The organism is Pseudoalteromonas sp. SWYJZ12 (genome assembly GCF_015864395.1).
Classification (GTDB): domain Bacteria; phylum Pseudomonadota; class Gammaproteobacteria; order Enterobacterales; family Alteromonadaceae; genus Pseudoalteromonas; species Pseudoalteromonas arctica.
In genome coordinates this window covers 279617-305274 of the sequence record NZ_JADYXH010000004.1, presented here as the reverse complement: position 1 = coordinate 305274, position 25658 = coordinate 279617, and the positions used below count along the sequence as shown (strand labels likewise).

Below are 25658 nucleotides of genomic sequence, written 5' to 3'. Positions count from 1 at the left end.
AAACTTACGCACGCGGATGATGCTCTGCATGTACCGACTTTAACCGTTCATTGGCAACATGGGTATAAATTTGCGTCGTTGATAAATCGCTATGGCCCAACATCATTTGTACCACACGTAAATCTGCCCCATGATTTAATAAGTGCGTAGCAAAAGCATGGCGCATAGTATGGGGCGATAATGGAGACTCAACTGCTGCCAAAATAGCATAGTGTTTAATTCTATGCCAAAAGGTTTGTCGCGTCATGCCTACTCCGCGTTTAGATGGGAACACAAAATCGGTGGCATGTTTTATCATTTGCGCACGCCCACCCTTTAAAAATTGCTCAAGCCAATACATGGCTTCTTCACCCAGTGGAACTAAGCGCTCTTTATTACCTTTACCTTTTACAAACACCACTGCTTGGCGCAAATTAATTTGCTCCATGCGCAGTCCAACAAGCTCACTTACACGCAAACCCGTTGCATAAAGTAGCTCTAGCATGGCTTTATCGCGCAGTCCCATCGCTTCTTCGGTATTAGGCGCATTTAATAATGCCTCAACTTCGGCCTCTGAGAGTGTTTTAGGTAACGACTGCCCTGCTTTTGGCTGAGAAATATTTAGCATGGGGGTGTCGCTAATTAGTTTTTCGCGCACAAAGTACTGATAAAAACGCTTAAGCGCACTAATACTACGTGCCGTACTGCGTGGTTTTAATCCTAAATCGACTCGGTGCGCTAAGTAACTTTCAACATCAAGCCCTGTTACCGTCATTAAATTTTCGCCCTTTAAAAATAGGCAAAACTTATCTAAATCACTGCGATAAGCACTTAATGTGTTTTCGCTTACGCCTTGTTCTAAGTACAGGCTATCTAAAAAGGTTTCTAGGTAGTCGCTATTACTGCTCATACTGCTGTTATTTTCAAAAGAATCGTCAGATAGCGTTGTCACATTATGCTCTCATGCTTTGCTAAGGTATCAATTAAAAATACCTTACGGTAAACTTGAGCCTATCATATCAGGCAATTACACAGTGATAAATACGATGCAAATTGGTTTATTTTTTGGTTCTACTACGTGCTACACCGAAATGGCAGCAGAAAAGATTCGCGACATTATTGGTGCCGATATAGTTACCCTGCACAATATTAAAGACGAGCCACTAAAAAATGCAGAGCAGTATGACTTTATCATCTTTGGTATTTCAACATGGGATTTTGGTGAAATACAAGAAGACTGGGAGTCAAAGTGGGACGACATAGCCGACGTAAACCTAAATGGTAAAACCATTGCTTTATTTGGCATGGGCGATCAACAAGGTTACGGGCAGTGGTTTCAAGATGCGCTAGGCATGCTACACGACGAAATAAATACGCAAACATTTACTCAACTTGGTTTTTGGCCAAACGACAGTAGTTACGAGTTTGAAGCTTCAAAAGCATTAACGCCTGATGGTAAACAGTTTGTAGGACTCGCGCTCGACGAAGACAGTCAATACGAGCTAAGCGACGACCGCATTGCAACATGGGTTGAACAGGTAATGACTGAATACGGCGAAACGCTTTAATTAATAAGCTAATAAATAAAAAGCAAAAAGCCCGCAACTAGTTTAGTTGCGGGCTTTTTAGTTAATATTAATTAAAAATTTACTTAAACGTCATCACGTTTGTTGTTTGTGGGTAATATCCATCAGCCATAACAATATACGGCACTAGATTACTTAACCATTTTTGCTGCACGCTTTCGCTATAGTTTAAGTAAAGCTTACCTTCGTGAATATAAAATGCTTCTGGGTCTATACCTACAGCGTTACCTTCATCAGCCATTGCATAAGCACACCAACCACCGTATTGCGGTGCATAACGTTTTGGGTTTTCTGCAAATGTCGTTTTGTTTTCTTCACTCGAAAAGTGCCAGTTGGCACCTAAATAACTAAACGTGTATTTGTCGCTGCCTTTAACGGCTTTATTTTGCGTAAAATAAGCAACGCTGTCGTACCCTTTAATAGCCGTGTTATTAAACCAACCCGTATTTACAGCATCATCCTTTGCATTTGCCCCACCGCTTATTAACAGTGCGCTAAGCATTATTAAAGCAACTATGTACTTAATCATCTTTTTTCCTTTATTATTTACTCAAAATTGAATGCCAATTAAATATAGCTGGCTTAGTGAGTAAGAAAGGCAAAGCGCAAAAATGATTTCAGTTAATACTTAATTATTTAACGTTTAGTAATTAAATAAGTAGTAAAGCTTACTCTACTTTTAGCCAATATTGGTTTCGGTAAAAAAAGCCAATGTAGCCGCGTACTTCGAGCTTTTTACCTTCATCTTGCGGGGTTAGTTGTAAAGTGTAGGTTTTACCATTTGTTGGATCGAGTATTTCACCGTCTCCCCAAACACCATCATCTTGTGCTTTTACACCCGTGATTATAGTCATTCCTAAAATAGGCTGATCTTTTAACTCATCATCACACTTACTGCATATATCATTTTGTTTTGAAGGGTTAAGAATGGTTTCAACTTTGCCGCTTAATACACCGTTGGTTTGGGTAATACGTACATACGACTTAGCTTGGTTTGTATCCTCATCAATCGTTTTCCAAAGCCCTACAGGCGTAATAGCAGCAAACACACCTTGGCTTGCAAAAATGGTGGCTGCTAACGTGCTAAGTAATGCTAATTTATTTAACTTTTTCATTGTGTTGCCTTTTAAATTAAGTGGCCAATGGTTAAATCATATCAGGTGATTTATAAACACACTATTAAAGCGCTGTACATAAAATAAAAAACTAAAAGCAAAAAACCTAAACTAATAATCATTAGTTTAGGTTTAAGGGGCAGTAGCATAAAAAAAAGTTACGTATTACCTCACTTTAAAAACAACATCCCCTATTTTTAGATTTGAATATTCAGGCTCAACTAAAGATAATTCGTTATTATCAATCATGCTTTTAAGGTATCTAATCTCTTCAGGATTTTCGACATTCATATACCTTGAGCGCCACTTACCCATGTCGAATAACCAGAAATATGCGGATATATTTTCATTACTTTCGTCAATCACTATAAAATCGAGTTCATCATCTTTGTTTAAATCCATGCCAATGAAATAGTAAGTATGTTCTTTTAAAGAGTTACGATCGTAAAAATGTTGTTCAGAAAATACTGCCTCTATTAAACCTTGAGGTATTAGCGCTTGTGATGGCCAAAATACACTGCGCTCAATAAAATCATCGACTGTGTGTTCAAGCGTTAAAGCAAACTCATTATTTACATACATCCTATCGATGATAGCGTATTGCTCTGGGTGACTCGTTTCAATTTTCTGTTTTAATAACTGCATAGCTAAATAACCTTGGCGACCTAAGCTGTGCTCAAAATAGTAATAGTCAAACTTTTCTATTGTTACTTTATCTGCATCTAAACGCGCTATTTGGCTGTTTGTAGATAAACTTTGAAAATTTAACAAAGGGGAGTTAACAGCAAGCATACTTACGAGCACCACCCACCCCATCACAATATTTATTTTGCTAAGCGGCTCTAGCCAATTGTCTCGCTTTGTTATAATTCCAACAAGATAACTAAACGAAAAACACGCCAATAAAAACCAAATCAAAATGCCCCAACAACGATCTACTGTTAGCCCATGCTGCTCTACCCGTAAGTAAATTCCATAGGCAGAAATAACACTATAAACGGGAAGTAACGCAACGCTTATAAAAACGAGTCGGTGCAAGAGCATGTGATAAGGGCGAACTGATGAGTCATCTTTATAAACAGTGTTAACAAAAAACAACGTGAGCACCTGCAGCCACATTACTAATAAACTGCCACTTCCGGTCTCCCATAATTTATTGAGCCCGGTAAAAGGAAGTGTTGCTAAAAAACCGAGAGAAATAACTGATAAAACAGGCAATAAAAACTTAATTAAAGTTTGTAGTAAAAAAGCGATATTATCTTCAATGTTCAAAAGCTTTCTAAATATGACACTCGCAAAGGCAAATGCGAGCGTTAAGGTTGGGATCCAAAACCATTCATTTCTTAGTAGCTCAGAGAAAAATTCTATATCTAAAATATCAAATAAAGCCGCACCTAAATTTAGAATTCCCCAAAAAATAAGTACAAACAGCCAGCATTCTCCAAATATTATAAAATTACGCCAAGAGAGCTTAAATAAACGACTGTAACTAACATTTTCTGAGCTACCAAATTGTTGTATGTACATAAGGCCTTTAAAGCCAGCTATTAAACTAGTAAAAATAAAAACTGACATTAAAGTGTTATTACTTACGTACTCTTGAGGCTCTTGCTGAAAGCCAACATACGCCCCCAATAAAGATAACAACAAGGAAAAAGGAAGGATTAAAAGCAACGACGTTTTTATATTATTTTTATTAACGGTCATTAGCATTAATAAAGGAAAGCTCATAGAAAATGTAATAAGTGAGACTAACCATGTAGGGCTTGTTGCTGGCCACACATTATTTTCTATACTGCTATACAAAAGGGTAAGAGCAATAGCCTGTAGTACGGCAAGTATAATTATAAAAGATTTTGGTAACTGACTATCCATATCTGTTCTCAACAATAGGTTTTAGTCAGTTTGCGTTATTCGTTCCTATTTTACAATTGCTTCACATTTTCAAATAAAATGCTTTGCATAGGGCTATATAATCAGCAGTGTAGGTATTATCTAAGTTTCTAATACACAGGATTGATGATTCTATATCGCTTTTTACGTAGCTAAATGTCATTAAACTGCGGCTAATATCTTTGTTGGGCGTGGCTTTTACTTGGCAATGAGTATTTAAATAAAGCCCATTTTGAGTAGCAAGCTCAATAAATAATGCGCCTTCAACGCTTGGGAGTATTAAGCTAAAGCGGGAACCACTATGGCTTAAATGTTTAAACGCATTAATTAACTCTTCAAAACTTAGGCCGTCGGTATGGCGTGCGGTATTACGCGCAACATTATCGCCTTTTAAACTGTGATTAAAATACGGTGGATTAGAGATAACCACGTCAAATTTAACTTCACTACTAAAGCTTTGAATAGTTTGGTGCGTAATACTTATAGTTGGCCACGGGCTATTAGCTACATTTTGTAATGCTTGGGTATAGGCGCTTTCGTCAATTTCTACCGCAGTTATATCAAGCTCATTACTGCGCTGCTTACACATTAGTGCTAACAAGCCAGTGCCGGTGCCTATATCAAGTAATGACTTTGCACCGCTTAAATTAGCCCATGCGCCTAGCAAAATGCCATCGGTAGAAACTTTCATTGCACAGTGGTCGTGTTCAACTTTAAATTGTTTAAATACAAAACCAGACATTTTTTCACCTTTTCATTCACCAAGCGCAGCATAGCGCGTATAATCAGGGTAATTGTCCCTTATTTTAGACACTCTATGCAATTTTCTGAATTTGATCTTGATAACAAGCTACTCGATGCCATTAATAAAATGGGCTACGAGACGCCAACCAGCATTCAACAACAAGCTATTCCTGAAGCACTACAGGGGCGCGATATTTTAGCATCTGCGCCTACTGGTACAGGTAAAACAGCGGCATTTTTAATTCCGGCTATTCAGTACTTACTGGATTTCCCACGTCGTGACCCTGGTTTTGCGCGCGTACTCGTTATGACCCCGACTCGTGAGCTGGCTTATCAAATTCATGAACAATGTGAACTGCTAGCTAAACGCACACACCTAAAAATTGGTGTAGTAACAGGCGGTATTAACTACGGCACGCATAAAGAAATTTTTGAAAAAAATAACGATATTTTAATCGCCACACCAGGTCGATTAATGGAATACCTAGAAACCGAAAACTTTCATGCTGAACACGTAGAAATGCTTATTATTGATGAAGCAGATCGCATGTTAGATATGGGTTTCAAAAAAGAAATGAGCCGTATTTGTGACGAAGCTAAAAATCGTCGCCAATGTTTTTTATTCTCAGCAACACTTGAAGGTGACAGCGTAGAAAGGTTTGCTGAAAAAACATTAAACGACCCAGCTCTATTAGAAGCCGAATCGTCACGTAAAGAAAAAGCAAAAATTCACCAATGGGTACATTTAGCCGACGATTATCATCACAAACTTGAATTATTAGTTAATACGCTAAAAAACCCTGACGTAACTAAAGCGATTGTGTTTGTTAAAACTCGCGAACGCTTAGAAACATTGATTGGCGAACTTACAACTAATGATGTAAAAGCAGCGTGGTTACGCGGCGAAATGCCACAAGACAAACGTATGAAAGCCATGGAAAACTTCCATAGTGGCAAAACAAGCATATTAGTTGCTACCGACGTAGCTGCACGTGGTATTGATGTATCTGACATCAGCCACGTTATTAACTTTGATATGCCGCGTACTGCCGACGTATATGTACACCGTATTGGTCGTACTGGCCGTGCTGGTAAAAAAGGGATAGCAATATCGCTAGTTGAAGCACACGATATTGGTATTTTATATAAAGTAGAGCGCTACGTTGAACAAAAATTAAAACGCCGTGTAATTAGAGGTGTTGAGCCACAGCATAAAGAAGCTAAGCCACCAGCTAAAAAGCGTAAAGATCCAGTAAAAATGAAAGCCAAGAAAAAGGCTAAGGTTAAAAAGAAAAAGTAACCTAAAACATTTTTATACTAAGCCGACTTTTGTCGGCTTTTTAATGCAAGCCTTGCAGGCTCTGCTGTTTGTACCTGTTACATATGTAACCCAAGCATGTAACTCATACTCATTTAAATGTAATTTTTGCCCACCTGAATTCCCACTTAATAAAATTCCCTTATATTTCATAGCGTTAATATTGGCACCGAAATTGTAACTACAAAGATAACCTAGCCGATGGAATTTCCATATTGTGGCTGCACTATTCACCGTAATGTAAGGATTAAGTTATGAACCGCTTCAAGTTAACTATCGCTTTAGTATCATTTTGTTGTTTATTTTTATTAGCTTGCGCTACAAATGTAAGTGCAGCAACCAACATGGCCGTAGTAAGCAGTGTAGCCACTCAACCTAACTTACAACAAGCTATCACCAACACCCTACGAACTAATCCTAACTTAGCGTTAAGTGATATTCGTGTGCAGGTAAAAAATGGTGAAGTAGATTTATACGGTGAAGCACAAACTGGTTTTCAGCGCGCACTAGCTCAAAAGTTTTTAGAAAATATGGATGGGGTTAAAATCATTCGCAATAAAATTAGCGTTATTTAATACGCACCACATAAACTTATTTGTATAACTAATTCATAAGCGCGGCTTGTTACTCCAACACAAGCTGCGCTTTTTTATGTTTATTTTTTGTAGTTATTTCAATTTATCTAGTTGTTGAATAACATCACTTAATTTAAAACTACTTTTTTGTGAATTAAAACTTTCAACAAAAACTTCTTTAAAACTGCTTACCGTAGAATCTTCATTTAGCTCAAAAGGAAAACCCTTAAGTTCCTTTGTTTTTGGGTTAAACTTATAAACAAAATTGTCACCACTTAAACCCGCTGAAAAAACGTAATGATGATTATCAACCCATCCTGCCGCGCCATGAAATAGAGCAATATTTATTTTATCGTTTTGAGTATGTACGCCGACTTTAACTACATTATTTTTATTGAATGCGGCTTTTGTTATCTCTTTACTGGGGATAAACCAAAACCCTTTTGTATTACCCACAAACACAGCTAAATATTCATTATCAGGTGACCAAGTGATAACGTTACTTTCATAACTTTTTCTAGGGCATAAAATATCATCTGAGCTGCAAAACTCTCGTAACTTCTCTTTTTCAATATATGCCGCTTTATTTGGTAAGATTAATGTAGAGGTAAGGTTTTTGTTTTTATCGAGAAAAAGTATTTCAGCGATATTGTTATCTATATTTAATTTATAACTCACATCATATTTAGCATTATATTCGTTACCTACTGAAATAAAGCTAATAACTAGGCTTGAAAATAAAATTATTTTTGTAAACCATTTAATCTTTAACTTCATTTGTTTGTAACCCTAATATCTAAAAAAATACACCTTGTATAACCAATAATTGCATAATAAATAGATAAAAGGGAAACTTACCTTATAAAAAATACGTTACAAAATCTGCTGGAGAAAATAATTAATGAATAAAGAAAAGTGACTTGAACTAATTAAAAAGCGCATTTTTACTCTGTAAAAATGCGCTGTTGGTAAGTAACTATTTCCCAATGCTTTTGCCTAATGAGCTTTAACTAAATTACTCACTTTGGCTAGAGTCAGCATCGTCGCTACTGTCTTTATTTGATGACTGCTGGCTTATTTTATCGCTAATCATGGCATCGAGTTTTTCGCCCCCTTTAATGCCAAAGTCGAGCGTACGAATTGGGAATGGAATGCTAATATCAGCTTCATCTAGTGCTTGCTTAACGGCAACTATACCTTTATGGCGTACCGTCATAAAGTCAGGCTCGCCTGGGTATTTAATCCAAAACCATACCAGTAAGTTAATGCTGCTGTCACCAAAACTCTCAGCGTATACTGCGGTTTCGTCTTTGCGTATTACAAAGTCAAATTCGTTAATTTTTTCGACTATAACGTCTTTTGCTTTTTCTATGTCATCGCCGTACGAAATACCTACAGGTACTTCTATACGTCTAATACCTAGCGTGGTGTAATTTTTTAGTACATTTCTAAATAAGACTTTGTTTGGTACAAGTATTAGTTGCCCGTAAAAGCTCTCTATTAGCGTGTTACGTAGGTTTATAGAATGTATCGAACCAAACACATCATCGGTTTCTATTACATCACCTGTTTTAAATGGCTTACGTACACCCATTGCTATACCAGCAATTAGATTTTCGGTCATGTCTTGAAACGCAAAACCAATGGCTAAACCCACAATACCCGCACCAGCAAGTAGCGAAGTAACGGTGCCTTTTAAGCCAACAAAATCGAGCGCTATAAATAAACCTATGCACAACACAATAACTTTAAAAATTGACGCCATTAAGTCGGCAATTTGTTTTGAGTCGAGTGAGCGGCGTAATACGTTTTTCATCAGCTTGCCAGCAAAGCGTGCCAATATTGAAAACACAATTGCGATCAGTATCGCAACTATAAAATTAGGGATATGACTTATTACAACATCAAACCACCCTCCGAGCTTTTCTTCTATTAGTTTTTCGGCTTCGTCAATTGACGGAATGCTGATCATTTTATTTGCACCTATTTAATTAGTGTTCTCATTAATATTAGATGAGATTGCAAATATAACGCCAACATCAAAAAAGCCATGCAATGCATGGCTTTTAAGTTTTTTATTTAAGCTTATAAACCTAATTTTGTTCGTCGCGCATAAATATCGGCTCAAGCTCTTTAACTGTTGCCTCTGGGCTAAAGTAATAACCTGCTACCGTAAACTCTTTAAGTTGGCTTAACTGCGTTACTTTATTTTCGATAATGTAGCGCGCCATCATGCCGCGTGCTTTTTTAGCGTAAAAGCTAATTACTTTGTATTGACCGTTTTTACAGTCTTTAAAGTGTGGGGTAATAATTTGTGCATTAAGCGCTTTTTTATCTACCGCTTTAAAGTATTCGTTTGAAGCAAGGTTAACTAAATATTGTGCATCTTGTGCTTTTAATACGTCGTTTAATTTATTCGCTATTACGCTGCCCCAAAACTCGTATAAGTTTTTGCCACGTGAATTTTCAAGCTTGGTGCCCATTTCAAGACGGTAAGCTTGCATTAAATCAAGTGGTTTTAATAAGCCGTATAAACCCGAAAGGATACGTAAATGGTTTTGTGCGTAATCAAGCTCGCTAGCTTTAAGCGTACTTGCATCTAAACCGCCATATACATCACCATTAAAGGCAAGTGCGGCTTGTTTAGCATTACTTTGTGTAAACGGCTGTGCCCACTCACTAAAGCGTGCTGCGTTAAGCCCAGATAGCTTGTCGCTAATTTTCATTAAACTGCCAATTTGCGCTGGTGTTAGTTCACGGCATACTTTCATGAGCTCTTCGCTGTGCTCTAGTAATTCAGGCTGAGTGAACTTGTCTGTTGCGGGTGGCGTTTCGTAATCAAGATTTTTTGCAGGTGAAATAACAGTGATCATAGTTAGCTATTGACTTGTAATTTATTTAGTGTCAATTTCAACATTAAATGAAACGAAAAGCACGTTTTGTTTAAATAAATCCTCTCTTAATAACCCATGCATTGCCGTTTTTTTATTGATCAGGACATAAGACCTATCAAGCATTGTCACACTGTTGCAGTATGGATTGTATATATTAAGAGTGATTAGATTTTTCTTTTAACTTGCTTGGAATGAGGAAAGCAAATGACTTCAGCTCTACAAAGGCTAAAACAACATTCATCTATCGTAGCCGACACTGGTGATATTGAAGCTATTAAAAAGCATCAACCAGAAGATGCAACTACAAACCCGTCGCTTTTATTAAAAGCGAGCGAGATTGAAGCATATAAGCCTTACCTAGATAAAGCTTGGAGCTACGCAAAAGAAACCGAGCAAGAGCCTGCTAAACAACTTGAACTAGCATGTGATTACTTTGCCGTATTACTAGGTAAAGAAATTAGCGCTATTGTACCTGGTTATATTTCTACTGAAGTAGATGCACGCCTTTCGTTTAATACGCAAGCTACGATTGATAAAGCACATACCCTACTTAGCCTTTACGAAAAAGAAGGTGTAAGCAAAGACAAAATTTTAATTAAAGTAGCGTCTACATGGGAAGGTATTAAAGCCGCTGAGCAGCTAGAAAAAGAAGGGACTAAATGTAACCTTACTTTATTATTTAGCGATGCCCAAGCTCGCGCGTGTGCCGATGCAAACGTATTTCTAATTTCGCCATTTGTTGGCCGTATTTTAGATTGGCACGTTGCTAACGGTATGGAAAAACCAACCGATCCGCTACAAGATCCAGGTGTTCAGTCTGTACGCAGCATTTTTGAATTTTACAAACGCCATGACTACAAAACAGTTGTGATGGGTGCAAGTTTCCGTAATACAGGCGAAATTATTGCACTTACAGGTTGTGACAAGCTAACTATTAGCCCTAATCTTTTAGAAGATTTAGGTAACCTTGAAGGCGCACAAGAATATTTGCTTGAAAGCGATGTTCCACAAGAGCCAAAACCAGAGCCATTAACAGAAGCACAGTTCCGTTGGTTACATAACCAAGATGCTATGGCTACTGAAAAACTAGCTGAAGGTATTCGCTCTTTTGCTGATGCACAAGAACAACTAGAGGCGCGCTTTAAAGCAATGTAATTTGCTATAATCGTGTTTTAAAAACGTCGCAATAGCGGCGTTTTTTTATGCCTAAAATACGCTACCCCTCTATATAATCTTCATATCGACTTCATATAATCCTCTTATAAACCTTCATCAATTAATCACACTTATGTAACATAACTGTCACTTTTTTATTCTATTTTAACTAGGCCTGTGGTATAGGTATTCTTGAGGTCAATAAAATCAATAGGAGAAGTTCATGGATAGCCTAAACGATATATTAGAGATATTAGAAGGACCAGATACAACAAGGAAAACCTCTCAGAAAAATAAAAAAAGAAAATGGCGCGAAATAGAAGCAATAAAAGACAAACAGCGCCTACGTAAAGAACTACAAGAACTAGACTACTTTACAGACAGTATTGCAATTGAAGAGCTCGATTTTTAATTCAATACGCCCCAACTAAACAAAAAGGCTTCCGATATATGGAAGCCTTTTTTAATGCGCTGAAAATAGCTGCATGAGATAAATTTATTATTCGGAGCCCAGGTTATTTACACCTGCCAGTTAATCGGTTTTTCATCTTGGCCTTGTAATAGCTCATTCGTTTTTGAAAAATGCTGACAGCCAAAAAAGCCTCTATGCGCCGAAAGCGGTGATGGGTGCGGCCCTTTTAAAACATAATGGCGAGCGCTATCTATGCCTTTACCTTTTTTTTGTGCATGTGCACCCCATAAAATAAATACCACACCTTCGCAGTGTTTATTAATATGCGCTATTACATTATCGGTAAATTGCTCCCACCCTAAATGCTTATGAGAATGCGCTTGCCCTTGCTCAACGGTCAATACTGTATTGAGTAAAAACACGCCCTGATCTGCCCAGCTTTGCAGGTACCCATGTTCAGGAACAGCAAAACTGCTGATATCGGTAGCTAACTCTTTGTACATATTTTTAAGCGACGGCGGCAGCTTTTTTACATCAGGCAATACCGAAAAACACAAGCCATGCGCTTGCCCTTCTCCGTGGTATGGGTCTTGTCCTAAAATTACAACGCGGATGTCATTTAGTGCTGTGGCATCAAAAGCACTAAATACTTGAGGTTCAGGCGGATAAACAGCAACACCTTCATTGCGGCGATTAGCCACATACTCTAACGTTTCCTGCATGTAAGGTTGCTGTAATTCACTTTCTAAAAATGTAGCCCAATCGCTCATTGTGTACTCTTAATCTGTTTACGTGATGCATCTATTTTATCACACATATCCGCGAGTCCATCTAGCATGCGCGGAGTAAAACGATGTAATAAATCGGCATTTACGCTAATAAATTGATCATTTTTAACAGCGGGCACTTCTGGCCACTTTTGCCAATTAACAACCGGCTGTGGTGTTTTTGATTTTTCATCAGGGATAATAATAACTTGTGGCTTAGTAACAATGACATTTTCGATACTAATTTGCGGGTAATCTGTAACGCTCTGTGCAAATACATTACTTACATGGCATGTTTCAATCAGTTGGCTTATCCATGTATTTTTGCTTACTGTCATCATGGGCTCAGCCCATAACTGATAAAACCCGGTAATATTTTTTTTATCTTGCTGGCTTTTAACAATACTATTTAGCTTATGTTTAAATGCATTTGCCGCTTGCTGGCTTTGCTCAATATTCCCTGTAAACTCACCAAAAGTCAGTAACTCCTCGGCTACACCAGCGATTGTGGTGGGATTACTCAAATATACTTTTATGCCCAGACGCTCTATTTGGGCTAAATCTTCGCTTTGATTTCCGCTTTTCCACGCAATGACTAAATCAGGTTTAAGCGCTAATACTTTTTCAAGCGAGATACCGTAATAACCCCCTATGCGCTCAATACTTTGGGCCTCAGCAGGGTAGTCGGCGTAATCAACCGTGCCCACAATATTATCGCCCGCCCCTATGGCAAATAGGTTTTCGACTATATGTGGTGCAAGCGCGATTATTCGCAGTTTTTTAGAATCATTATCCTGCTCTGCAAGTGCACTGCCTGATACACTAAAAAGCAGCAGCCCAATAAAAAACGCTTTAAGCATTAGTAATCAAACCCTTCTAGCGCTTTTATGCCTGAGTCGAATGCGTGTTTTACATTACGCACTTCGCTTACAGTGTCGGCAAGGTCGGTTAAAGTACGATGCGCTGCACGCCCTGTAATAATAACTGACTGCATTGGTGGGCGGTTATTAAGCGCTGTTACCACTTCATCTAAATCAACGTAGCCGTAGGTCACCATATACGTAAGCTCATCGAGTAATACTAAATCAATACTGCTATCTGCAAGCATGCGTTTTGACTCTTGCCATGTTGCTTGGGCGGCTGCGGTATCGGCTTCTTTATTTTGCGTATCCCAGGTAAAACCGGTGTTCATTACAACAAACTCAACGCCTGCACCTTGTAATAAATTACGCTCGCCACATTCCCATGTACCTTTAATATATTGGCAAACAGCTGCTTTTTTACCATGCCCTACGCAGCGTGCTACAACGCCAAAGCCCGAGGTTGATTTACCTTTACCGTTACCGGTAATTACCTGAAAAATACCTTTTACATCTTGTGCTGCAGCAACACGCGCATCCACTTGATCTTTTACTTTTTGTTGGCGCTGCTTGTGCTTATCGTTGTTTTGTTCAGTCATTATTGTGCCCTTCATAAATCGAGATAATTTGCTGTATGTTTAAATGCGTTTCGCACATGGTTGCTAATCGTTCTAACTGCTGCTCGCGGTGAGCGGCAATACTAATTGGGTTAATTGAGGCGCTTGGTTTTACCCATTTTAAAATTTGCGATGTCGCATCGGCTTCATCAAATAAGCCATGTAAATAAGTGCCCGCAATGGCGTTATCATCGCTAATAAAGCCATCGAACATAAAACCATGTGGGTGGTTTTCATCAAAGGTTAAAAATGGCTTATTAAGCGCTGCACCTTGGCTAATCCCTGCATGTATTTCGTAACCACTACAGAGTGTTGATTGATTATTTAAAAGTAGTGTAGCGGTTATTTTAGTTAATACTTTTTGTGCTGTCAGCGTGGTTTCAAAATCGCACAGGGCAAGTCCATTTACTTGCTTTAATGACGACTCAATACCATCGGGATCGTTGATTGTATTGCCCAGCATTTGCATGCCGCCACAAATACCAAGTACTTTACCACCATAGCGTAAGTGGCGTTTAATTTGTAAATCCCAGCCTTCATTTTTCAAAAAGTTTAAATCACCCAGCACATTTTTACTGCCTGGGAGAATTATCAGATCAACGTCTGGGATCGTTTGGGTATGGCGCACATAATTTATATTAATGTTTGGGTGCAAACGCAGTGCATCAAAATCGGTGTGGTTACTAATGTGGGGAACAAGTAGCACTGCAATATTAATTGTGGCGTTGGTTACATTATTATCAATTGCGACGGCGTCTTCGGCATCAAGCGCAAGATCGTGCAAATAAGGTAATACGCCAAGTACGGGTTTGTTTGTGTATTCTTCAAGCCAATCAAGCCCGCCTTGCAGCAAACCTATATCGCCTCTAAAGCGGTTTATAACAAAGCCTTTTACGCGCGCCTGTTCTGACTCGCTTAACAACGCAAGCGTACCTACCAAATGTGCAAACACACCACCTTTATCAATATCGGCAATAATAATGACAGGGCAATCTACCTCTTCGGCGTAACCCATATTGGCAATATCGTTTTCACGCAGGTTTATTTCAGCAGGGCTCCCCGCTCCTTCAACAAGGAGTAATTCAAAGCGTTTAGCTAAGCGGTTATGTGAGGTAATTACTGCATCCATCGCTACTTTTTTATAGTCGTGATATTTGCCAGCTTCCATATTACTAATGGCTTTTCCGTGAATAATCACTTGTGCGCCCGTGTCGCTATTAGGCTTAAGTAATATAGGGTTAAAATCTATTTCGGGCTCTACTTTAGCTGCTATTGCTTGCAAAGCTTGCGCACGACCAATTTCGCCGCCATCTTTTGTTACTGCGCTATTAAGTGCCATATTTTGTGGTTTAAAAGGCGCAACCTTTACCCCTCGCTTAGCAAATACCCTGCAAAGGGCTGCAACTAAAGTGCTTTTACCTGCGTCGGAAGTAGTGCCTTGCACCATTAAGGTTTTCATGGAATTACACCCTTCGCTTTCTAAAAAACAATAAACTTAAAAAGAACACACTACCAATAGCAGCAGTAATAACGCCTACGGGCAATTCTTGGTTTTTTAGCAAGGAGCGCGAAAGTACATCAACCCACACCATAAATGTACCGCCCACTAAGCTGGTTACCAGTAAGCCAGCGATGGTGCCTTGGGATATAAAAAAGCGCACAATGTGCGGTACCATTAATCCTACAAACCCAATACCACCACACATAGCCACCAGCACAGCGGTAATTAATGAGCTCAAAACCAGCATAAGTATTCTAAAGCGCTGGACCCTCACACCTAATGTAATTGCGCTTTCATCGCCCAGCAACATAGCATTGAGCTGCCTTCTAAAGCTCAGCATTACAAATGTACATAATGTAATTACCAACAAAGGCAACCAAAGCGTTGCCCACTGCGCACGAGCAAAGCTGCCCAGTGTCCAAAATAAAATAGCGGCTACCGCCTGAGGGTCGCTCCAATAAAGCAACAAGCTGGTAAATGCACTAAATAAAAACGACAGAGCAACGCCAGCTAATAACATTGATTCTACCTGTGCACTTTGCTGCCTACCTGCAATAAGTATTAATAAACTCATAGCGAGTAAGCTACCTAATAACGCTGCTGCAGACAGCATAAAGCCTGCGCTAATGCCTGCTAATGCCATAAGTAACACTACCCCAAATGAGGCACCCGACGATATACCAAATAAGTAAGGATCGGCTAAAGGGTTACGCGTTACCGTTTGTAAAATAAGCCCCGCAATGGCTAAACCAGAGCCAGCTAAAAAGGCGAGTAATGTGCGTGGCATTCTTAGCTCGTAAACAATACGTGCTTTAAAAGAGGCATCATTTGAAAATAAAAAACTATTAAGTACGTCTTGAAGTGAGGTCTCTGCTGCGCCAAAACTAAGTGCTGCAAATAAGCTAAATAAAGCAGCTGCAGCACTTATAAAAAGCGCAAATGAGTGGCGATTATTAACTGCGCTCATATTATTTGTAACCATAAAAGTAAGTGATATGAGGGATGCTATTTCCCGACTTCGATATTTGCGGGTGGTCATTTACTTGGGCGCAGACACCAAAAACGTCGCCTAACATGTTTTCGGTTAATACCTCACTTGGCGTACCTGTATTTGTAATTTCACCGTTTTTAATAACCACTAGTTCATCGCACATTGCCGAGGCTAAGTTTAAATCATGAAACGATGCAAATACCGTTACACCCAACGATTTAGCAAGCTCCATAACCTGTATTTGGTATTTAACATCTAAATGGCTAGTTGGCTCATCCATTATTAACAGTTGAGGTTGCTGGACTATGGCGCGGGCTATCAAGGCACGTTGCTTTTCACCGCCTGAGAGCGACTCAAAGCTTTGATCACTATGATCTTCCAACCCGACTGTATTGATTGCTTGAATGATTTTTTGTTTATCAATGTTAGTTATTGAGCTAAATAACGATTTATGAGGCGTTAGCCCAAGCGCAATAACATCAAATACGCTTAAGTTAAATTGCGACGGAGTTTCTTGTAAAACAACCGCTACTTTTTTTGCGTACTCATCGCTTTTTAGCTGCCAAATGTCGGTGTTGTTAAACTCTACAACGCCATTACTTGGTTTATTAAAACGATATAAACAACGCAATAAGCTCGATTTACCTGCGCCATTAGGTCCAATTAAACCAACAAATTTACCTGTGGTTATTTTAAGGTTTATTTCTTTGAGGATCGTTTTATTGCCAATATCCCACGATACGTTTTTAACGTTTAGTAATGGTTTATTTAATGGTGTTTGAGTGTGCAATAGTCAGTCCTAGGCTAGGGTCTGTTGATCTTTCAAGGTTAAATTTGCAACAGTCTGTTTGGTATTTAGGCAAGGCAGAGCCTATGTAGTGTGGTTATTCCCCATAAATGGGCGATAACGTAGCATTAATGCCAAACAGGCGCTGCCCAAAGGGTTCTTCCTAGGGGCTATTTACTCTTTGTTGCTCGGTTTTTACTTAGCCCACTAGGTTACAAACCTCGCGCCGCGATTAAATAGCCCCTAGTTTGAACAAATTTTAATCCGCAAAGATCAGCAGACCCTAGGTTAAACTCACTAAAAATGCGATAAAAATACTAATGCACTACAAGAAAAAATGAGTAAACCCGCTCGTTAAAAGAATTCATACCAATTGCATTAAATTAGTGATTTATTATAGCGACAAATAAATAGCTTAATAACAAGGTGGAAATTATGACATATAGTTGTTCTATATGAATAATTTTTAACGAAGTTAGTAAGTTATTTAATTCGCTAGAAAGATCATGTTTTTAATAAAATTGGTATTATACCATTTGTATCTGACTTACAGCTCAGCTGCTTACAGTTGCGGGAACAGTCGAGGACTCGCACCTCATTCCAAATGAAGCTCTATTATGGGCGGCTAAGTAAATAATTTAAAGCAAAAAAAAACCGCACCCAAAAGAGCGCGGTTAAAAAGGGAGTGTTTTAACTAATCGTTAAAACTTGTATTCCATACCTAAGCCTACGTAGTCTTGGTCAACGTTGTTGTTCATGTCGAAGCTTGAATAAAAACCAAATACTTTAATATTTTTATTTAATTTGTGATCAAGACCAACTGAAATTGCTGACTTATCGTCGCTGTCGTCAAAGTCCATATCTTGGTATTGCACTTTAAATGTGTTGTTACCCATGCTGTAAGCAGCATTTAGCAAGTAACCATCCGCTTCTGCGCTGCCATCTACTGCTTCTTGTGTTTGGTACATTGCGCCCAATTTAAAGTTTTCGATTTTACCTTGGATTGATGCACGCACTACGTCGTAGCCATTTACTTCACTATCGGCTGCGATAGAGGCATATACTGCGCTCTTTTTAAGTGCCACGTCACCGTATGTCACCGCCATTGAATAACCGTTATCAGCGTCTACATCATCTTCAGCTACAAAAGTAGCAAGTACCTTAAAGCCTTCGTATGAGTTTGATGAATAACTAACTGTATTTCCTAAGCGGTTTTCACCTTTAAATACATTTTTAATGTCGCCTTCAAGGTCGTTAAATAAATCTAACTTACCTTGAGATTGCTTAAGCGCAGTATCGTTACGACCAATTACAACCTGACCAAACGCACCTTTTAAACCAACATATTGGTTACGCGCAGAAATATTGTCGTCGTTATCGCCTTTTGAATCAGCATCAGACACATCAACTTGAAACTCAAACTTATATACCGCTTCTAAACTATCATTTATTTTTTCAGAACCTTTAACACCAAGACGAGATGCATTACTTTTTATCTCAGTAAAAGACCCTTCGCCATCATCAGATGATTGCACTGTTACATTCGCTTTACCGTAAATGTCTACGTCGGCAAGTGCATTAAAAGATAAACCACTTAATAGTGCTAAGCATAAGCTCGATTTTACAAATTTCATGTTATTTCCTTGGATAATCACAAAAGACTAATTTTCAAAACTGCTGCATTTTGTCATTCCTAAATGACAGTAATATTACAACGGAAATATTAATGTCTTTTTTTGTTAATAAAAATGCATTAAATGTGAAATCAAAATAACATGAAAGCCTAGTAAGTGGTCGTACTTACTTATCTTGCTTTAATGACAAGCTTGGCGTCATTTGCGAAAGTAAATTAACTAAGGTTTCTATTAGCTCTTTTTGCTCGTTGTCTCTGTGATACGCAATAAATACGTCTCTTGAGGTGTTTTCTACCCCTTTAACATGAAACAACTCACCTTTTTCTAAATGCCCTTCAACCAATACTTGAGGTATAAATGCACTACCACCACATTGCAGTATTAAATCAAGTGCAATACGTCCCGTGCTGGTTCTAAAGTAAGGTGGCGTTTTTCCTGTAAACTGACGCGCATGCCAAAGAGAAAAAGTAGTTCCCCAATCCACATACACATATTGATTATCAAAAAAGTTTTCGTTCGTTGCGGTGTCGTATCCGCTTACTGGAATGATTGGCAACTCACAAATTCGCTCTACCACTAATTCATCTACTTTTGGTGGATCAAATAATATTGCCAAATCGAGAGTACGCTCTAATAAAAGTCGAGTGCTCTCTTGTTGTGCTTTAACTTCTGCAACCAACGACACGCCCGGCATCGCCGATACAATATTTGTTATACCAAACTGTAAAAAAGCATCCCAAATATTAGGCGTTCCTGCTAAGCTAATTTGCTTATGCATATTGTCGGCAAGTGCAACATCTACTTTGGCCCGCTGCATGCCCGTAATAATCATTTGTGCGTGCGGTAATAAGCGCTCGCCAGGTGCTGTAAGTTGAATATTATTACGCTGGCGAATAAACAAATTAACACCAAGCCCTTGCTCTAATTGGCGAATTCTAAAGCTCACTGCAGACTGCGTAATATAAAGGTTTTCGGCCGCTTTACCAAAGTGACGCGTACGCACTACCTCAACGAATGTTTTTAATAAATCGATATCCAATTTTTTATCCTCACGATAAAAATAATTTGTTTAATAAATTGCCAAACTTGCATCATACTCCAGCTAATTAATAGGGTATGAGGATAAAGCTATGAGCAATAACATTTCATTACTACGCCAAGCATTTGTTAGCCAACGTCAATTTTATGATGATCAGAATTTTCCACGTGGTTTCAGCCGCAGCGGAAACTTCACCTTATTAGAAGCCAGTATATTAGAACAACATGGTGTTGTTTTAAGAGGCTTATATAGCAAAACAATTGAGCCGCAAAACGAACATCAAGAACAGTTTGTAGCAGTAGTAACTGGCTCACAAGAACCTACTAACCCAATCGAACGTGCTTGGGTAAAATACTTAAAGCTAACGACCTGCAAAACTAAGTTTCATACTTTATTTGGCCGCTCAAAAATGTCAGGGCCAGCACCGATTAGCCAAGAGTATTATTCAGAAGCGGATAATCTGTAAGTACTTAAGTTATTTGCTTTTTTGCGTTTTAACAGTTACAACTTGTATAAGCAAATATTTTTGCAAAATATAAACAGGGTTGTTCCGTGACGCGAAAAATACTAATAGTTGAAGATACACCTGCAATGGCGCGAGTGCAAAAGCACATCGCGCTTAAAGCAGGTTATGAAGTTGATATAGCAGAGTCATTAGCGCAAACAAAAGAGCTTATAAGTAAAAATAGCTACTTTTGCGCTGTAGTTGACTTTATATTACCTGATGCCCCATCAGGTGAAGCAGTACCCTGCACTGTTAATGCTGATATTCCAACTATTGTAATGACGGGTAATATTGATAAAAAAACCCGCGACACCGTCGAAAAATACCCAATCATCGATTACATCATTAAAGAAAACAAACAAGCTTACCAATACCTAGAAAAACAATTACACCGCTTACCTCGCAATGAAAATGTAAAAGTACTCGTTGTTGATGATTCTAAATCGACTCGACGATACATTTGCAGCTTGTTAGTTCGTCACAAATATCAAATTATTGAAGCACAAGACGGACAAGAAGCATTAAAGATGCTCGAAAGTTCACCCGACATTTCAGTCATCATTACTGATAACGAAATGCCAAACATGAATGGTGATGAGTTATGTAGCGAAATTCGCCGCTTATATAGCAATGACGAAAAAGCCATTATTGGTATTTCGGGCTCTGACTCTGTAGGGCTTTCTAGTTTATTTTTAAAAAATGGCGCAAACGATTATTTACATAAACCTTTTAATAGTGAAGAGTTTTACTGCAGGCTTAGCCAAAACGTCGATATGCTAGAACAAATAGCCACAATTAAACGCCAAGCCAACACCGATTACCTAACTAATCTACCTAATCGTCGTTACTTTTTTGAAGAAACAAACAAATCACTCAAAAAGATTAAAAATAAGCAAGGTTCAGGAGCGCTAGCCATGCTTGATATTGACCATTTTAAAATAATTAATGACACTCACGGGCATGATGTAGGCGACGAAGTATTAAAAGGGCTCTCTATTTGCTTTAGCAAATATTTTAAAAAGTATTTAGTAGCCCGTTTAGGTGGTGAAGAGTTTGCCGTTTACTTTGCAAATGCGGATAAACAAGAAGCACTAAAAAGACTTGAAGGTTTTAGGTACTTTATAGAGGCGAACAGCCAAGAGTTTAGTAAAGAAAAAATCAAATTTACTATATCTATTGGTTTTGCAAATGGGCCTGTTTATCAAATTGATGAATTATTAAAACAGGCCGATTTAAAGCTTTACGACGCTAAAGAATCTGGTCGTAATAAAGTAGTTAGCTAACAGCTCTATTAGGTTAATTATACTTCAGCGGCTGTAATAGCCGCTTTTTTACGTTTGCGTGATTGATGGTAAGAGTCCCAACTAAAAATAGCTAGCGCACTCCAAATACATGCAAACGTTACTAATCTCTCAGCGTCAAACACTTCACCGTAAAACACCACTGCCAATATAAACATTAGGCTTGGCCCAATATACTGAAAAAAGCCTAATGTAGTGTATTGCAAACGCTTAGCGGCGCCGGTAAAACACAGCAATGGTAATGTAGTTACAATACCTGCACTAATCAGTAATGCATTAGTATGCCAATCGTTAGCTGGCAGGCTTGATGTTGTTGTAGGCACCATTAACCACCAATAAATGAGTGCAACAGGCAGTAATATAAGTGCTTCGAGTAAAATGCCAGGCAAGGCTTCAACGGGTAGTTTTTTACGTAACAAACCATAAAGCGCAAACGATATAGCTAATGAAAATGCCACTACCGGAAACGAGCCAAAACTAATTAGCTGCAGCACAACACCGGTAAAGGCCAGTGCCACTGCTACACCTTGAAACTTACGCAGGCGTTCACCTAAAAAGAGCATACCCAGTAATACATTTAAAAGAGGGTTTATGTAATAGCCCAAACTCGCATCAAGCATATGGTTATTATTTATAGCCCATATAAATAAACCCCAGTTAAACCCTAGTAATGTTGAGGTAATAACAAGCATAAGCAAAAGCTTAGGCTGAACAATAATGCGTTTAATTTTACCCCAATACTTTAAAACACTTACTACTAATACTAAAAATACAACCGACCAAACAACCCGATGCATTAAAATTTCAAAGGCAGAAACATGCTGAATTAACTTAAAATATATTGGCGCAAGGCCCCACATAAAAAAAGCAAGACAAGCAAAAATAGCACCTTTACGCTGCTCAGTATCAATCGACATAATAAACACTTAGTGATTTAAAAGGCCGCTAGTTTACTTCCCATACACGTTTTATCCAACTAAATACGTGCCTGTCCCAAAAGCAATTTGAACAGACTGTTCGTTATGTAATTCCATTCGACAAACACACACTTTATTACCTGAGCGAATAAGTGTGGCACTCGCTGTAAAGCTCTCTCCTTTACCAGGGCGCAAATAATCAGTGCGCAAGTCGATAGTCCCAAGCGTGGCTAATTTTGTTTGCACACTTCCTATATCTAAATCGGTGAGCTTATCAATCACGCTTGCTGCAGCGAGCATACCGCCTACATTATCAAGTACGGCTGAAATAACACCACCGTGCAGTATTTTTTGCGCAGGGTTACCAATGAGTACATCCTGCCACGGAAACGTAATTTTGGCCTGTTCAGGGCTCAACGACTCAACCGATATTTGTAAAAACTGGTTAAACGGCATGCCATTTACAAATAATGCGCCCACTTGTTCAATTAACATTTCTTTATTCATTATTATTCTCTATGTTTAAACTGGTACGATGAGTAAAGCATAACTTAAGCAAAACTACGAGGCTCTAGTTAAATCATTTACTTAGCAACCTAACTTTAAGAAAGCAGATCTATCTTAATAAGCGGTTTCAACACTACCAGAGTTTAATTTACTTACAATAGAGTTGAGGTTAATACCAATTAGCTTAATTAAGTGATCTATCTGGAGGTAAGAAAATAGTGTCTATAACAAGGCAAAAACTCGTTATTTAGTTGTTCTATATCAGAAATTTTTAACGCAGCTAGCGTCAGATTTGATCCCTCAAATTGATTAAGTAGTATTGCGGATTGGTATAAGTAACTCAGCTAAAGACATCTCACTAAAAAACCACTAAAATACCCGCCAATGAATACATCAACACCACCTTCTAGCACCCTTGTGCGTAAACCCGAAACTGTCCTCAAACAAGTGTTTGGCTACAGTGAATTTCGCGACGGCCAAAAAACAGTTATTGATGCTGCTATTAACGGCCAAGACTCGCTTGTATTGCTCCCTACTGGCGGCGGAAAATCGGTTTGCTATCAAATACCCGCTTTAGTGCTTGAAGGCGTCACTATTGTTATATCTCCGCTCATATCGCTAATGCAAGATCAGGTAAGTCAACTACAAGCACTTGGGGTTAAAGCCGCTTACGTAAATAACAGCTTAGCGCGAGAAGAGCAGCAATTGGTGTATCAACAGCTTCATCAGGGGCAAATTAAGCTTTTATATGTGGCACCTGAAAAAGTATTACAACGCGAATTTTTAGAGCGTTTATCGCATTTAAATGTAAGCTTATTTGCCATTGACGAAGCGCATTGTGTGTCGCATTGGGGTCACGATTTTAGGCCTCATTACTTTCGCTTAAACGAATTAAAGCAACGTTTTGCACATGTACCCATGATGGCGCTCACTGCAACTGCCGATAAAGCCACACGGTTTGATATAGTTGAGCAACTAAAATTACAACAGCCTTATATTCATACTGGCAGCTTTGATCGCCCCAATATTCGCTACACCATAGAAGAAAAATTTAAACCTATGGTGCAATTGCTTCGCTACCTAAAGGAGCAAAAAAGCCAAAGCGGTATTATTTATTGCACCAGCCGTAAACGCGTAGACGACATTGCTGAAAAAATTGCAGATGCAGGGCTAAACGCTGCCGCTTACCATGCAGGTATGAGTAACGAGCAACGACAATTTGTACAAACTGGCTTTGCCCGTGACGATATACAAATAGTGGTCGCAACCGTTGCTTTTGGTATGGGTATTAATAAACCCAATGTACGCTTTGTATTGCATTACGATATTCCAAAAAGTATAGAGTCGTACTATCAAGAAACAGGGCGTGCTGGGCGAGATGGACTTGCCGCAGAAGCCATAATGTATTTTGACCCGGCCGATATTGGCCGTGTAAGACGCTTTTTTGAAGACATAGACGACGAGCAACGCCGCCGTGTAGAAGAACAACGCTTTAACGCAATGGCAAGCTTTGCAGAAGCACAAACGTGTCGTCGGCAAATATTGCTTAACTATTTTAGTGAATATCAACGCGAACCTTGTGGTAACTGCGATATTTGTCTAAATCCACCTAAAAGCTTTGACGGTACATTGGTTGCCCAACAAGCGCTTTCTTGTGTGTATAGAGCTGACCAGCGCTTTGGTCTTGGGTACATTGTTGAATTACTACGTGGTGCAAATACTAGCCGCATACGCGATAACAATCATCATGAGCTAAGCACTTACGGCATAGGTAAAGATAAAAGCAGTGAATTTTGGCTTAGTATTTTACGCCAACTTATTCACCAAGGCTTACTTAGCCAAGATATAACGCAAGGTGCGTCACTTAGATTAACCGAAGCCGCGCGTGCAATTTTAAAAGGTGAGTACGCACTGCAATTAGCCGAGCCACGCCTGCAAGCCAAACACGTTTATCAAGATAAGTTAGCGCAATTTAATTACGATAAAAAACTGTTTGCTCGCCTGCGCGCACTACGTAAAGAACTTGCTGATGCCGATGATGTACCACCTTATGTGGTATTTAATGATAAAACGCTAGCCGAAATGGCGCAGCTTATGCCAACAAACGACAGCGAATTTTTAAAAGTGTCGGGTGTGGGTTTTACTAAGTTAAATAAATACGGCGGCGAGTTTTTAACTGCAATTCGCAATTACCTAGCTACAAATTAAGAATGTTATGACCCAAATAGAATATGACCACGCCCATAAATACATTTTAATTACACCAGTCGAGCCTCCACACGATGAAGACTTTGAACTGTGGAGCACACTCTTTTTACACTCAGACGATGTAACACTCAATGAGTATTCTGCAGGCGCCGATCGCCATCAAGTCCGCTTTACCTATAATCAGCAGACCTTTAATTTAAACTATGAGCATTACAGCCAAAGTATTTGGATTAATGCCGAAGGCCATGAAGCTGAGCACTTATTAGCAGCTTTAGCATTTTATTTAAGTTAGCTTTTAATACCCCGCCCACAGGCGGTTCTAAACCAGGTTGGTTATTAACATAAGTGAATAT

27 protein-coding genes and 1 riboswitch are annotated in these 25658 nt (G+C 38.8%); of the genes, 9 read left to right on the top strand and 18 right to left on the bottom strand.

Annotated elements, in window-relative coordinates; genetic code table 11:
• Window positions 1-4: 4 nt before the first annotated feature.
• Window positions 5-931: a site-specific tyrosine recombinase XerD gene (xerD, locus tag I6F42_RS07850; RefSeq protein ID WP_024590718.1), complete on the bottom strand. Its 927-nt coding sequence runs from the start codon at window positions 929-931 to the stop codon at window positions 5-7.
• A 94-nt stretch (window positions 932-1025) separates the two neighbouring features.
• On the opposite strand from xerD, the gene fldB reads away from it, so the two are divergent.
• Window positions 1026-1547, top strand: coding sequence for a flavodoxin FldB (fldB, locus tag I6F42_RS07845; RefSeq protein ID WP_007583764.1), 522 nt, complete (start codon window positions 1026-1028; stop codon window positions 1545-1547).
• 79 nt (window positions 1548-1626) lie between these two features.
• Here the strand turns inward: fldB and I6F42_RS07840 are convergent, their stop codons facing one another.
• The 4 genes from I6F42_RS07840 to I6F42_RS07825 form a co-directional block, all read right to left on the bottom strand.
• Window positions 1627-2094, bottom strand: coding sequence for a YHS domain-containing (seleno)protein (locus I6F42_RS07840; protein ID WP_197151697.1), 468 nt, complete (start codon window positions 2092-2094; stop codon window positions 1627-1629).
• Window positions 2095-2233: 139 nt separating this feature from the next.
• On the bottom strand, window positions 2234-2680 hold the full coding sequence (locus tag I6F42_RS07835; RefSeq protein WP_007583761.1) for a DUF2147 domain-containing protein: 447 nt from the start codon (window positions 2678-2680) through the stop codon (window positions 2234-2236).
• A 165-nt stretch (window positions 2681-2845) separates the two neighbouring features.
• Window positions 2846-4555 carry a DUF4153 domain-containing protein gene (locus I6F42_RS07830; protein ID WP_007583759.1) on the bottom strand — a complete coding sequence of 570 codons (1710 nt, stop codon included), beginning with the start codon at window positions 4553-4555 and terminating at the stop codon, window positions 2846-2848.
• Window positions 4556-4616: 61 nt separating this feature from the next.
• Window positions 4617-5315 (bottom strand): tRNA1(Val) (adenine(37)-N6)-methyltransferase, encoded by a 699-nt coding sequence (locus tag I6F42_RS07825; protein ID WP_169060604.1) that lies wholly within the window; start codon window positions 5313-5315, stop codon window positions 4617-4619.
• A gap of 75 nt (window positions 5316-5390) precedes the next feature.
• On the opposite strand from I6F42_RS07825, the gene srmB reads away from it, so the two are divergent.
• Together srmB and I6F42_RS07815 are read left to right on the top strand one after the other, a co-directional pair.
• On the top strand, window positions 5391-6617 hold the full coding sequence (gene srmB / locus I6F42_RS07820; RefSeq protein ID WP_007376476.1) for an ATP-dependent RNA helicase SrmB: 1227 nt from the start codon (window positions 5391-5393) through the stop codon (window positions 6615-6617).
• Between the two features lie 272 nt (window positions 6618-6889).
• Window positions 6890-7210, top strand: coding sequence for a BON domain-containing protein (locus I6F42_RS07815; protein ID WP_169060606.1), 321 nt, complete (start codon window positions 6890-6892; stop codon window positions 7208-7210).
• A 93-nt stretch (window positions 7211-7303) separates the two neighbouring features.
• Here I6F42_RS07815 and I6F42_RS07810 read toward each other — a convergent pair whose 3' ends face one another.
• From I6F42_RS07810 to yaaA, 3 genes are all read right to left on the bottom strand, one after another.
• Window positions 7304-7987, bottom strand: coding sequence for a hypothetical protein (locus tag I6F42_RS07810; protein WP_197151695.1), 684 nt, complete (start codon window positions 7985-7987; stop codon window positions 7304-7306).
• 238 nt (window positions 7988-8225) lie between these two features.
• Window positions 8226-9182, bottom strand: coding sequence for a mechanosensitive ion channel family protein (locus I6F42_RS07805; RefSeq protein WP_197151694.1), 957 nt, complete (start codon window positions 9180-9182; stop codon window positions 8226-8228).
• 121 nt (window positions 9183-9303) lie between these two features.
• A complete protein-coding gene (gene yaaA, locus I6F42_RS07800) occupies window positions 9304-10083 on the bottom strand; it encodes a peroxide stress protein YaaA (protein ID WP_197151693.1) in 780 nt (259 codons plus the stop codon).
• A 225-nt stretch (window positions 10084-10308) separates the two neighbouring features.
• On the opposite strand from yaaA, the gene tal reads away from it, so the two are divergent.
• Window positions 10309-11259 carry a transaldolase gene (tal, locus tag I6F42_RS07795; RefSeq protein WP_007376481.1) on the top strand — a complete coding sequence of 317 codons (951 nt, stop codon included), beginning with the start codon at window positions 10309-10311 and terminating at the stop codon, window positions 11257-11259.
• Window positions 11260-11482: 223 nt separating this feature from the next.
• Window positions 11483-11671 carry a DUF3545 family protein gene (locus tag I6F42_RS07790; protein WP_007583746.1) on the top strand — a complete coding sequence of 63 codons (189 nt, stop codon included), beginning with the start codon at window positions 11483-11485 and terminating at the stop codon, window positions 11669-11671.
• Window positions 11672-11778: 107 nt separating this feature from the next.
• Here the strand turns inward: I6F42_RS07790 and ung are convergent, their stop codons facing one another.
• The 8 genes from ung to I6F42_RS07750 form a co-directional block, all read right to left on the bottom strand.
• A complete protein-coding gene (gene ung, locus I6F42_RS07785; RefSeq protein ID WP_197151692.1) occupies window positions 11779-12441 on the bottom strand; it encodes a uracil-DNA glycosylase in 663 nt (220 codons plus the stop codon).
• The gene (locus I6F42_RS07780) at window positions 12438-13298 is read right to left on the bottom strand and encodes a cobalamin-binding protein (protein ID WP_197151691.1); all 861 of its coding nucleotides are present in this window, start codon (window positions 13296-13298) and stop codon (window positions 12438-12440) included. Before I6F42_RS07780 ends, ung begins: the two co-directional genes overlap by 4 nt.
• Entirely contained in the window at window positions 13298-13897 is a 600-nt protein-coding gene (cobO, locus tag I6F42_RS07775) for a cob(I)yrinic acid a,c-diamide adenosyltransferase (RefSeq protein ID WP_024610031.1), read from the bottom strand. Before cobO ends, I6F42_RS07780 begins: the two co-directional genes overlap by 1 nt.
• On the bottom strand, window positions 13890-15374 hold the full coding sequence (locus tag I6F42_RS07770) for a cobyric acid synthase (RefSeq protein WP_197151690.1): 1485 nt from the start codon (window positions 15372-15374) through the stop codon (window positions 13890-13892). The genes cobO and I6F42_RS07770 overlap by 8 nt, the downstream gene beginning before the upstream one ends.
• 4 nt (window positions 15375-15378) lie before the next feature.
• Complete coding sequence (locus I6F42_RS07765) at window positions 15379-16383, bottom strand: iron ABC transporter permease (protein WP_197151688.1); 1005 nt, start codon at window positions 16381-16383, stop codon at window positions 15379-15381.
• A gap of 1 nt (window position 16384) precedes the next feature.
• Window positions 16385-17197: an ABC transporter ATP-binding protein gene (locus I6F42_RS07760; protein ID WP_197151686.1), complete on the bottom strand. Its 813-nt coding sequence runs from the start codon at window positions 17195-17197 to the stop codon at window positions 16385-16387.
• A gap of 512 nt (window positions 17198-17709) precedes the next feature.
• Window positions 17710-17842, bottom strand: a riboswitch (cobalamin riboswitch).
• A gap of 53 nt (window positions 17843-17895) precedes the next feature.
• Window positions 17896-18828, bottom strand: coding sequence for a porin (locus I6F42_RS07755; protein WP_197151684.1), 933 nt, complete (start codon window positions 18826-18828; stop codon window positions 17896-17898).
• 166 nt (window positions 18829-18994) lie between these two features.
• Entirely contained in the window at window positions 18995-19867 is an 873-nt protein-coding gene (locus I6F42_RS07750; RefSeq protein ID WP_007583736.1) for a LysR family transcriptional regulator, read from the bottom strand.
• A gap of 91 nt (window positions 19868-19958) precedes the next feature.
• On the opposite strand from I6F42_RS07750, the gene I6F42_RS07745 reads away from it, so the two are divergent.
• A complete protein-coding gene (locus I6F42_RS07745) occupies window positions 19959-20333 on the top strand; it encodes a DUF413 domain-containing protein (RefSeq protein WP_007583734.1) in 375 nt (124 codons plus the stop codon).
• A gap of 86 nt (window positions 20334-20419) precedes the next feature.
• Window positions 20420-21655 carry a response regulator gene (locus I6F42_RS07740; protein ID WP_197151681.1) on the top strand — a complete coding sequence of 412 codons (1236 nt, stop codon included), beginning with the start codon at window positions 20420-20422 and terminating at the stop codon, window positions 21653-21655.
• 17 nt (window positions 21656-21672) lie between these two features.
• Here the strand turns inward: I6F42_RS07740 and rarD are convergent, their stop codons facing one another.
• Together rarD and I6F42_RS07730 are read right to left on the bottom strand one after the other, a co-directional pair.
• Entirely contained in the window at window positions 21673-22590 is a 918-nt protein-coding gene (rarD, locus tag I6F42_RS07735; RefSeq protein ID WP_197151673.1) for an EamA family transporter RarD, read from the bottom strand.
• A 51-nt stretch (window positions 22591-22641) separates the two neighbouring features.
• Window positions 22642-23097: a thioesterase family protein gene (locus tag I6F42_RS07730; protein ID WP_007583728.1), complete on the bottom strand. Its 456-nt coding sequence runs from the start codon at window positions 23095-23097 to the stop codon at window positions 22642-22644.
• A gap of 384 nt (window positions 23098-23481) precedes the next feature.
• On the opposite strand from I6F42_RS07730, the gene recQ reads away from it, so the two are divergent.
• Window positions 23482-25305, top strand: a complete 1824-nt coding sequence (gene recQ, locus I6F42_RS07725) for a DNA helicase RecQ (protein ID WP_010553279.1) — start codon at window positions 23482-23484, stop codon at window positions 25303-25305.
• Window positions 25306-25312: 7 nt separating this feature from the next.
• On the top strand, window positions 25313-25597 hold the full coding sequence (locus tag I6F42_RS07720) for a DUF3630 family protein (RefSeq protein WP_007583724.1): 285 nt from the start codon (window positions 25313-25315) through the stop codon (window positions 25595-25597).
• Window positions 25598-25658: the final 61 nt, after the last annotated feature.